At 38.5% G+C, this 11,588-nt stretch carries 8 protein-coding genes; 5 read left to right on the top strand and 3 right to left on the bottom strand.

What is annotated here, in order from left to right; genetic code table 11:
• Positions 1–8: 8 nt before the first annotated feature.
• Together CZ225_RS02140 and CZ225_RS02135 are read left to right on the top strand one after the other, a co-directional pair.
• Positions 9–1,583 (top strand): S41 family peptidase, encoded by a 1,575-nt coding sequence (locus tag CZ225_RS02140; protein ID WP_392387490.1) that lies wholly within the window; start codon positions 9–11, stop codon positions 1,581–1,583.
• 268 nt (positions 1,584–1,851) lie between these two features.
• The gene (locus tag CZ225_RS02135; protein ID WP_234982979.1) at positions 1,852–2,799 is read left to right on the top strand and encodes an immunoglobulin-like domain-containing protein; all 948 of its coding nucleotides are present in this window, start codon (positions 1,852–1,854) and stop codon (positions 2,797–2,799) included.
• 12 nt (positions 2,800–2,811) lie between these two features.
• Here the strand turns inward: CZ225_RS02135 and CZ225_RS02130 are convergent, their stop codons facing one another.
• Positions 2,812–3,633 carry an AraC family transcriptional regulator gene (locus CZ225_RS02130; protein WP_077152815.1) on the bottom strand — a complete coding sequence of 274 codons (822 nt, stop codon included), beginning with the start codon at positions 3,631–3,633 and terminating at the stop codon, positions 2,812–2,814.
• A 194-nt stretch (positions 3,634–3,827) separates the two neighbouring features.
• On the opposite strand from CZ225_RS02130, the gene CZ225_RS02125 reads away from it, so the two are divergent.
• The 3 genes from CZ225_RS02125 (at position 3,828) to CZ225_RS02115 (ending at position 6,952) form a co-directional block, all read left to right on the top strand.
• Positions 3,828–4,670, top strand: coding sequence for a PHP domain-containing protein (locus tag CZ225_RS02125; RefSeq protein WP_129585729.1), 843 nt, complete (start codon positions 3,828–3,830; stop codon positions 4,668–4,670).
• A 55-nt stretch (positions 4,671–4,725) separates the two neighbouring features.
• Positions 4,726–5,664: a sugar phosphate isomerase/epimerase family protein gene (locus CZ225_RS02120; RefSeq protein WP_077152813.1), complete on the top strand. Its 939-nt coding sequence runs from the start codon at positions 4,726–4,728 to the stop codon at positions 5,662–5,664.
• A 664-nt stretch (positions 5,665–6,328) separates the two neighbouring features.
• Positions 6,329–6,952: an HU family DNA-binding protein gene (locus tag CZ225_RS02115; RefSeq protein ID WP_077152812.1), complete on the top strand. Its 624-nt coding sequence runs from the start codon at positions 6,329–6,331 to the stop codon at positions 6,950–6,952.
• 235 nt (positions 6,953–7,187) lie between these two features.
• Here CZ225_RS02115 and CZ225_RS02110 read toward each other — a convergent pair whose 3' ends face one another.
• Positions 7,188–10,043 (bottom strand): PL29 family lyase N-terminal domain-containing protein, encoded by a 2,856-nt coding sequence (locus tag CZ225_RS02110; RefSeq protein ID WP_077152811.1) that lies wholly within the window; start codon positions 10,041–10,043, stop codon positions 7,188–7,190.
• A 372-nt stretch (positions 10,044–10,415) separates the two neighbouring features.
• Complete coding sequence (locus CZ225_RS02105) at positions 10,416–11,354, bottom strand: tyrosine-type recombinase/integrase (RefSeq protein WP_077155648.1); 939 nt, start codon at positions 11,352–11,354, stop codon at positions 10,416–10,418.
• Positions 11,355–11,588 lie beyond the last annotated feature (234 nt).

Here is an 11,588-nt window from a genome sequence, read left to right as displayed (position 1 = left end):
GGATGATAATGAAAAAACTAAGTATATTACTTGCTTGTCTGTGGGCAATCACTGCACACGCCCAGAACTTCGGTTCGCCTGCTTTGCAGAAACTTCAAATGGCAGAGATGGCTATTTCCAGGTTTTATGTGGACGAAGTAGATGAGGACAAAATGGTAGAGGAAGCTATCATCAAGATGCTGGCTCAACTCGACCCGCACTCCACCTACTCAAATGCAGAAGAAGTGAAAAAGATGAACGAACCTCTTCAAGGTAACTTTGAAGGTATCGGTGTACAATTCCAGATGGTGGAAGATACGCTGTTAGTGATACAACCTGTCAGCAACGGACCTTCGGAAAAAGTAGGTATCCTTGCCGGGGACCGTATTGTAGCGGTTAATGACAGCACCATTGCAGGAGTAAAGATGAGTACGGAAGATATAATGAAGCGACTTCGTGGTCCGAAAGATTCGAAAGTTAATCTGACGGTTATTCGTCGCGGTGTAAAAGATCCGTTGGTGTTCACCGTAAAAAGAGATAAAATTCCTATTTACAGTCTCGACGCTTCATATATCATTCAACCGGGTACAGGATATATCCGTATCAACCGGTTTGGAGCTACCACAGCAGAAGAATTCAAGAAAGCAATGAAGGAGCTACAGAAACAAGGAATGAAAGACCTCATCCTCGACCTGCAAGGAAATGGAGGCGGTTACCTGAGCGCAGCTCAAGATCTTGCCAATGAGTTTCTGGATCAGAACGAACTGATTGTTTACACCGAAGGGAGAACTGCCCCTCGCAATGAAACCCTTGCTAATGGAAAGGGAGAATTTCGTAACGGTCGTCTCGTCGTGTTAGTAGATGAATATACAGCCTCAGCCAGCGAGATCGTAAGTGGTGCTATCCAAGACTGGGACAGAGGAGTAATTGTAGGACGCCGTTCTTTCGGAAAAGGATTAGTGCAACGCCCGGTTCCCTTACAGGACGGTTCGATGATTCGTCTGACTGTGGCTCGATACTATACTCCTACCGGCCGTTCCATCCAGAAGCCTTACAACAGCGAGACCGATTACAATAAAGACCTGATCGACCGTTTCAACCATGGCGAATTGATGAATGCTGATAGTATCCATTTTCCCGACTCTTTGAAAGTACAGACCAAGAAGTTGAAACGTACCGTTTACGGCGGAGGTGGTATCATGCCTGACTATTTTGTACCAATCGATACGACTCTTTTTACGAATTATCATCGTAACCTGGTAGCCAAAGGTATTGTTTCAAAGTTCACGATGAAATATATCGAGAACCATCGGAAAGAATTGACCGGCGAATATAAGAATTTTGAAGATTTCAATAAGAAGTTCAACATCAGCAATGATATGTTATCCGCTTTGCGTGAGATGGGCGATAAAGAAGAAGTGAAGTTCAACGAAGAACAATACCAGAAATCGCTGCCGCTTATCAAAACACAGTTAAAAGCACTTATTGCACGCGATCTCTGGGATATAAATGAATATTTCCGGGTAATGAATACTACCAATGAAAGCGTTCAAAAGGCACTGGAAATATTGAATAGCGGAGAATATAAGGCGAAGTTGAAATAATTCTTATAAGATTTATATAGGTATTCGTTAGCTTTGACAAGGAATACTATATTCATCTGACAGATAGCATTTATCCTGATACAACTATGTTGGCGATAACTTTACTGCAACATAGTTGTATCCGGATTTATTAATATAAATCATTCCTACAAAACATACCATATTCTCTCAAAGACTCTCTTCACCAGAATCTTTATTTCAAGCGTTACTTCCTTATCCTAATTTATTTTCATACATTTACGGTCATACAACGGTAAAACATAAAATTATGAAAAGAATAATGTTATGTAATCTGCTATGTTATGCCCTGATTGCGGGATGTACGAGTCAAAACAAGCAGACAAAGATAATCGGCACAGCCGACAGTGCGACCAACATTGTAATCACAGATTCCACTATTCAACCATACGACATAGACGCTCCGATCTCCTTGTCTGAGATAGAAGATTATGAAAATCGGGTAACTTTGCAACGTCTTTCTAATGTTGCAATTACTCACCCTGACGCCTATAAAATAAAGACACAAAAGCCCGTTTATTCTCCTCAAACCGAACAAATTCAGCTTGATGTGATAAATGTCAATGCTCCTACAGCCGAACCGGAGTACCATTGGATGGAAGAATGGAAAGATGGGAAATGGGTTACTTTCCCTTTCATAGACAATTTAGCATTTGCAGGAGTGGGAAGGGACCTGTCTAAAGGAGATACATTGCCGGAATACATCCATATGTCGGAATTCAAGAACCCATTGAAACCTAATAAATACAGAATACATTTCTATGTATTTGAGAATATTCATACCTACTGTAATTTAACCGACCGCAGCATTCAGCCTATGGAAGGTAGTGAAATGAATGGTGCTTTCAGCTTCCGCGTACTGCCATCAGACAATGATTCTATTCATGTTCTATTTGAGAATCACACCAACTTATCTGTACAGCCCGTATTTCTGCCCAGCGTAGGGACAGATGAATTATATAGCGTACATCCTTTAGCACGTTCGGGTTGGGTAGGAGAAGCTGACTGGATGAAAAAACATGCTTTGCTACAAGGCGGTGAAGCAATTCTATTCAGTATTCCGGTATCATGGGATATCAATCGCCTGAGTGACCCCAATGAAAAGGAAAGATTCAAATCAGGTAAACTGTCTCCCGGCAAATACAAAATTGGGTTACAACTGGAAGTTTATTTGACTACGGAGTTTGAAGTAAAGTAGAACGATTCCCACTTACTCATTACAAAATTTTGTAGGAGAGCATCCTTTCATTTTTTTAAAGGTTCTGTTGAAATATGGGATATTGGTAAATCCCACATGGTAACAGATCTCCGAGACTGACATGTTTTTCTGTTTCAACAATTGACAAGCCAGTTCTATCCTATACTCATTTAAATAGGTCACAAAAGTCTTTCCCGTAGCCTGTTTAAAGAATACACAAAAAGCAGATCTGTTCATTCCCACATAACGCACCACATCGTCAAGGGATATATTACGAGTAGCATTACAGATTACATAAGTATGTACCATATTCAACCGTTCTTGTTTTTTATCAATCATATTATATGCACCTACAATATGTGCCTTATCCGTTATTGATATGATTGAAAGCAACCTGATCATTGACGAAAGCCGTCCCACATCATTTTGACCACACATCACTTTCATAATCGAGGCTATGAAACCGGCATTCCGTTTATCAAATTTCACAGCACCACGAATATCTTTCAACTGTTCTATATATCTACGAAGTTCCGGAAACACAGACGAGCAGTTATCGAGAAATTCATTGGCAAAGGTGATTGTAATATTGGATATTTGCCCATTGGCGTCAGTATCGTTATTATTAAAAATCCAGCAATGCGGAATCTCGGGAGGTATCATCACCACTTCTCCACATTGAAACGGTTCCGTCATATCTCCTATAAGTCTCATTCCCGATCCGGTAACAATATACGAAAGTTCCCACAGGGGCTGCCGGTGCAACCCTATTTGCTCACTCGGGGTAAGACTGACATTATTAAAAGTAAAAGAGTGTTCTTTGAACGATATCATTGTACTATTCTTGCAAAAATGCCATATAAATGTCTTAAAATCACGATTTATGCAAATATAAGACAATCATTATGAAAAATGAAGCAAATGGAAGATTTTATAAAGTACTAACTTTGTAAAAGTATACAATACAGATAATTGATTTAATGTAGATGACAAGGAGAATACAGACAACGGAATTAAACAAATAACCTATGAATAGAAAAAGATTTCTACAAACATCAGGCTTGTTGCTCGCAAGTACAGTATTAGGAAGGATTTCAGCCCACGAGATAAATCTGATAGACGGCACTGTACATACCAACACATCTACAGACCTCGATTTTCCGATAATGGATTTACATGTTCACCGTTCGGACAAATTGACCATTACAGATATTGTCGCAAAATCCAAAGAATTGAATATGAAGATTGGCGTAATGGAAAATATTGCACCCTGGGGCATTACCAACGATGACCAATTAAAAGAATACATTAACGCCATAAAACCTTATCCGGTATATATTGGCCTACAACCCATGAGTCCCGGATGGTCTGAGAATCTGTCACCTGAGTTAATATCTCAAGCTGATTATATTGCGATGGACCCACAGATTGTTAAAAATGGGAATGGTTACGGTGAAACAGTCATGTTATGGGAATACAATACCTACATAGATGATTCAGAAGCTTTTATGAAGCGTAATATGCAACACTATATGGATATCCTTACAGGTGAAGAACCGTTGGATATATTTGCCTGCCCGCTATTCTTACCTAGTTGCATACAACGAGAATATAACACTCTTTGGACCAAAAAACGTTTGCAACAAATTATCGATGCTGCCAAAGCAAGAAATATTGCAATAGAAATAAATGATATAGTACACGTTCCTCACGAAGAATTTATCCTTATGGCAAAACGTGCCGGATTGAAATTCACATTTGGTTCAGACTCACGTAATCATTATGTAGGACGACTCAACTATTGTAAAAGTATAGCCCGAAGATGTGGTCTGACGGAGAAAGATTTTTTTGTTCCACGCAGTCGCAGGTAGTTATACTCACTAATAATATAAGATTATAATATTAATTCAACCAAATAGAAACATTATGAAAAAGTTATTTGAATTTTGCGGCAAACCATTAACCACATTTGTTTGTGTGGCTATGGCAATTGCCATGTTTGCAACGCCCGAAATGGTTTCGGCAAAGAAAAAGAAAACAATCGGTATTCAACTCTATTCAGTAATGGATGCCATGAATAAAGATCCCAAAGCATCTGTTGAAAGACTTGGTGATATGGGTTACAATTCATTTGAGTTGGTACAGTGGGGGGGAGACCCAAAGGTTTTCGGCCTTCCTGCCAATGAGTTCAAAGCCCTCTGTGACAAAAACGGAGCCAAAATCACTTCTACACATTCCGGCATTCAAGAGGACCCTGCCAAAGAAGATGAGATTATGGCACGCTGGCGTCAGCTCTTTGAAACCCAGAAAGCATGCGGCGGCAAGTATTTTGTTATTCCGAGCTATGGCGTGGACTACACCGTAAAGGATGTACAACGCATGTGCGACTATTTCAACCGCGTTGGTAAAATTGCCGCAGAGTACGGATTGAAAATTGGATACCATAACCATTCCGGTGAGTTCAAGAAGTTAAAAGATAGCGATAAGGTTATGTGGGAATACCTCGTTGAGAATACCGATCCTAAATATGTATGCCTTGAATTGGATGTTTATTGGTGTACAAAAGGAGGTAAGTCTCCTGTAGAGTATTTGAAAAAATATCCTAAACGTATAGAACTGTTGCACATTAAAGATGATTTCGTTATCGGCGAAAGCGGAACAATAGACTTTGAGGGTATCTTCACACAGTTCTATAAAAATGGGATGAAAAACTATTTTGTTGAGATTGAAACTCCACAGTATATACGCGATAAGAAGAATGCTGATGGTAGCAAATATACTCAAGAGCAGGTGATGAATGAAGTATTTGAGGCTGCACAGAAGAGTATAGAGTATTTGAATAATGCTAAGTTCGTGAAAAAATAAGCATACTCTCTTACTGGGCTTATTGAAAGCGAACAATTCTTTTAAGGAAGACAGATACTTAATAAATTCAGGAGTTCTACTCTTAGATTTAAAACAACCAAAGTATCTGTCACCTGTCACTAGATAGGTCTTATATTCCTAACACATAGCCTATTACCTGTGTGTAAGATACCGTTGCAGATGTGTTGCAGATAGTTTTGCTGTCACACATCTGCAACAGTAATAAGCAGCTGATATACAAGAATATACATATCATTTCCCTCCTTTTTCATCCGCCAACAGGTATGTAATTCTTTTCATACTGAACTATTCCCGCAAAATCATCTGTTTTCCCAAGCAGATGGCATTATACCCTATCATCAGATAAGAATAGAACCCACAAGGCACAACTTGCCAACTAAGGCGTAATAGTAAGCAAATGAAGTAGGAATACTTTGTTTTTCTCCTTTATATATTGTATTTTTGATACCGTTATTATTTATACGTCACAGTTGTGACGATATCTCGTCACAACTGTAATGAGATACTATCATATATATGGAGAGATATCGTCACGAACGTGACTAATAAATGATAAAGGCAACATAATCGAACAATACAAGCTTCGGAAGACAAAGATAAAGGCTTGATAACTTATATATAAACGCTTGACAATAAAGAAACAATGGCTATACAATTTGAACTTTATAAAGTCCCCAGTCCTAAAGATAAGGAAGAGAAGGAACTATACCATGCACGAGTGGTCAATTTTCAACACATTGATACGAATCAGTTAGCTAGAGAAATTCAAATGGCAACTTCATTGACGGAAGGTGATGTGAAAGCCGTACTGGAATCTCTTAGCCATTTCATGGGTTCAAGGCTACGGGAAGGCGAACGGGTACATTTGGAAGGGATCGGGTATTTCCAGATAAAGCTGAATAGTAAAGAACCGATCACTTCACCTAAACAAAAGGCTAATCAAATGAAGCTCAAAGCGAACGTCAGCTTCACAGCCGATAAGAAGCTCAAAAGTTCAATCAGTGTCGTTAAAGTAGCACGTTCCAAAGTGAAGGTACACTCTTTATCCCATTCCGACACTGAGATAGATCAACTACTGACGAATTACTTTAAACATAATCAGATATTGACCCGCCGAGATCTCCAACAGATTTGCACGTTTACGCAAACCACCGCGACCCGACATCTCAAACGATTAAAAGAAGAAAAGAAGTTGCAGAATATCAATACTTATCATCAACCGATCTATGTACCCATGCCGGGATATTATGGCAAGCCGAAACAATAATAACTAGCGAAGAAGAAGCTGAAAATTCGGGAGCTTAATAGATAAAAAAGGAGGATACCCCAGGGGAACTAGGAGTATCCTCAATCAAGAGTTAACTAAAGTCTGGGCTTTCACAAGAACAGACTTATCTCTTTGAATTATAAGTAAAAGGGTATCTCCAGTGGGGAAGAGATACCCTTAAATCAACTTTATCCTCCCAAAACTTTATTTCAGATCCGGGATATACAAAGTTTATTTATTTTGCGTTATCAGCCTTCAACGTGATCGGACATTTAACTTCAGTTACAGCACCCCATGTATCTGTGATCTTCAATACAGCAAAACCAGTAATTGAATTTGCAATAGAAACTGTACCAGCTTTCAATTTCACAGTCAGTGCTCCGTTAACATCCGCTTTATTACTGTTACCTATTTCAGCATACTTGGCGATGTTTTCGCTCAACTCGAGAGTAGCACTGGTCACTCTCGTATCTTTAGTAAATTCTTCTTTTTGCTCCTCACCTTTATCATCTTTATACGTATACGCATAAGTAGCAACTGATATAGCCTTACCACGAACATCTTTCACATCAAATTCGAACGGTTGTATATCGAATTCTGTCGCCTTAATAGAAAGTTCTTTTCCTTTTTTCGCATCGATATCAGGATGTGCACCTTCTTTGATCTCAGATTTCACTGTGAGGTTAAACTTCTTAGAAATTGTAGCCAACTTCTTGTTATTGAACGGTTGATAAGAGATTGTCAATTCGCGTGTGGAATATACTCCTTCGTCTTTCTTACTACTATTTTGCAACGGAACTTGCAAAGTTGAAGTAGTTCCACCAGCCAGCCATTCTTTAGCTAAATCAGGCTTTTCTGTTGTTCCAAAGTTCTTTCTTTCTTCAGAGAAAGTAATTAGCTTCTGGTCGCCAGCACTAATTTTTGCGAATAGAGCATAAATGTCTTGTTCCACGACACCATTCTTCGGAGTACCGTAAGCAACTGCATTATTAGTACCTTTGACGAAATATGCATCCAATGGTTCGAATGCAAATATACCCGGATCCTCCACTACTACTTGCACATTTACTTTCTTCAAGACTTCGTCATTCAATCCGGAACCGGAAACCGTTAATGGATTTTTCACATTCAAAACAACATTATGCGTAGTAGCACAAATATTCGTCGGATCAAAGTTAAACGTGATCTTATAGCTTGTTACTTTGTCCTTTACAACCTTCTCAGGTTGGTTTTCAGCCAGTTTAATAGAGCCATCCTCATAAGTAATATCTTTGATATCTTGTGCAAACTTAATAGAAGCCAGGTCCAAAGGAGCTTTTTTACCACTGCCGAAGTCTTTATCCAACAACGCGAACAATGCAGGATTGTTGGCAGATGTAATTGTAATAGAAGCCTTGTTCTGAGACATATCAGCTTTCGCATCTTTAGTAAGTTTCCATTTTACAGCTTCTGCAACATTGATATCCGTACCTGTGCTATATGTAAATGTCACTTTACCAATATTACTCTTTTCTACGATCGTACCATCTGTTTTCAAATAGCTCACCTTGATATTGATTGTTCCTTGTTTAGTAGGAGCAGAGATAGTCTTGGTATTCTTATCATAGGTAGCACCAATAGCTTTCAATTCATTCTCATCAATTGTGTAAAAATGATCAACTACCTTGTTTACTCCATCAGCAAACAACTCGTCAAGTACAGCAGGTTTTGTGTAATCAACAGTTGGATTTCTTCCTATGAAATCTGCCGTCTGTTTCTTAGCAACAATCTTAGCGTCGTATTTTGAGATGATTTCATTGCCGAATGCATCTTTAGTCTTCAAGGCATAAGCATAAGTCTTACCGTTCAGATCTTCGGTAACACTGGCAGCATTCAAAGAAACCTTCAAAGCATATACACCAACGTTCACCTTGTCAGTTGCACGAGTAGTAGTCAATGGAGTAGTACTCATGTATTTCTCTTGAGAGACTTTAAATACTTCTTCACCATGCGAATTGATCAATGTTACAGGATATTCAGAGAAATCCACGTTCGTAGGATTAATAATCGCAAAAAGAGTATTGTAGTTGCTACCTACTAATGTAGTCTTCTTGTCTTTAGCACCATAAGTATTGCCGTTGAACTTTATCTCTTTATCGATTACGCCATAATACAATTCAATGGCTTCATCCATATTCTGAGCAATCTTACCCCCTTTGATAGAAACGATATCCATTGTAGCGATCGCTTCAGCAGAAGGAAGAGCCAAAGTTTTTGCAGTAAAAGTACCATCTTCGTTCTGTACATTGATATGCAGATCGTAAGCAGGTCTGTCTTTAGACTTCACTACGTATACACTTGTCTGTGCAAATGCACCCTTTACAAGTTTACCCGGAGTACCATCTTCGGCAGTTTGTTTAACATCCCAATAGTACCAGTATCCATCTTCGCCGATGAAAGGTGAAACAGCGTCATCTCCTTTTGTTCCGGCAGCAACAGGACCAAATACTTTTTCTCCTGCCTCATTATAATAAACCCACTGGCCAGTAGTTTGATCTATATAAGGAGATTTACCATTCTGTCCCGGAATAGATTGACCGGCATCCCCTTGTGCCTTATCACCTTTTACAAATTTATCAGCTGCACTATCCCAGAAATACCAATAACCTTTATCGCCATTTGTTCCATCGGCAATATAAGGAGAACGTCCATCTTGAACTTTGGCAAACCACCCTGTCGGTTCATTATCGATCAGCCATTCGCCTGTTTTTTCGTCAATGGTAACCTTAGAACCCGCAGTTCCCTGAGCACCGGTGGCTCCAGTAGCTCCAGTTTCACCAGTTTCACCCTTATCGCCTTTAGTACCATTTACGATCTCATAAGACTTGCCATCGTTAAACGTAATCTTGAATCCACTAGTAATAGGTTCAACAGTTTTCACCCATTTGCCCTCATTCACAAACGATTGCAATTTGGCGATGTCGGCTTTATTGGCATCAATCTGGGTTTGCAGATTGTCGATGTCATCATCGTAGTCTTTACAGCCTACATAGGTGACAGTAGAAAGAGCCAATGCTCCGAAGAACATCACTTTCACAAATTTTTTTCTCATAACTACTTAAAAATTACATTAATAATATATTATTAAACACTAAGTTTCAATAATGCTTCCCCGTTACTTTATAGGTAACGACAAAACACTCTTATGGCATCCTCGAAAGCGTTTGGATGGATGATTACTGACAAAAGGCATAAAAAGATTTTTTCCCTCGTTCCGGAACAGAGATGAGGGACAGAGAATTCTTTGTCCAAATTTCAAAGTTAACAGACTGTCAATGCAAAGAATTCGTAGTTTCGTGTATTTTACTATTTTTTTTTTAGTAGTTTATTAGAAAAAGATGTTATTTGTTTGCTTGTTTTCAGAAATATGTCCATATTTGCAGCGTGTTTTATTCCCGTTACCTATAAAGTAATATTATAAATATCAAGCGATTACACCATCAAAATATTGTTTTGCGAAAGCAATTACCTGAACATTTGCTTCATCTATTTTTTTATTCCTAAAAGGTTTCAAATATGTTTCTGTTACAGAAATAGATGAATGTCCCATAGCTTCTGAAATAATTCCAGGATGTATTTCACTATAATAAGCCATCGTTGCCCAAGTATGGCGTGCAGTATAAGAACTTAATTGGGAAGTAAACCCCAAAATCTCCTTTAATAAAGTCAATTGATAGTTGAAATTACGCAATGCAATTTGATATTCATGATAGGCTGTCTCAGTACCTTCACCAGCAGTAAGTAACGAAAAAAGATAAGGAGAATTCATATTCTTATCCATATATTCGTTTATCAGATTCATAGCTTCCGCAGTTAATGTCACACTTAATTGCCGACCGGTTTTACGACGACGATAAGTAAGAACATTTCCTTTCAGATCACTCTTTTTCAAATAAGCTAAATCGACAAAAGGTAACCCGCGAAGCAAAAACATAAGCACAAACATAGCCTTTGTTCTTCTCAAATAACAGGGAATTGTAGTCATTTGGGGTAGCTCATTCAACAACTGAGCCATTTCACCGTTATCAAGTGCACGTTTTCGATCGGCACGAGTCCCAGTATAGACATGCTTAAATAATCGAGGCACATAAATCGCCATATTACGTTCTATTGCTCGATTATAAATAGCTCTCAGTGTCCTCATATACGTTGAAACTGTATTCCAGCTACACCCCCTTTGACGCAAATGAAGTTCAAAACCTTTTAGAAACTTAGGAGTCATCTTCTGAAATGACAAGTAAGTGTTTCCATGATATAGGAGTAGTGCATTCAAACTACTCCTATATACATGTGCCGTCCCATAATTACCATTCATCTGTAGCCCTTGGGCTACTTTCTGCATAAATAAAATGAAATTTCCCATTTTCCTACAATTTAATTCAATATTTTCTCGATCTGAGAGCACACCGAAAGTCAACATTTTCTTCTAATTTAGATCTAAAAGTATTCGTAGAATGACCTCATTATGATAATCAAACCGAGAAACTATCTTATATATTTCGGCAATATTACCACTCTCATTTACCAAAACATTCTGCAAAATGTTTGTTAGCATTCATGTTTTTCATGAATATTATTAATTAATGGTATATTTGAG

Origin of the sequence: Bacteroides bouchesdurhonensis (genome assembly GCF_900155865.1) — a bacterium.
In the GTDB taxonomy this organism is placed as follows: Bacteria; Bacteroidota; Bacteroidia; order Bacteroidales; family Bacteroidaceae; genus Bacteroides; species Bacteroides bouchesdurhonensis.
Note: the sequence above shows the minus strand (reverse complement) of the source record. Positions and strands in the feature narration are given on the sequence as shown.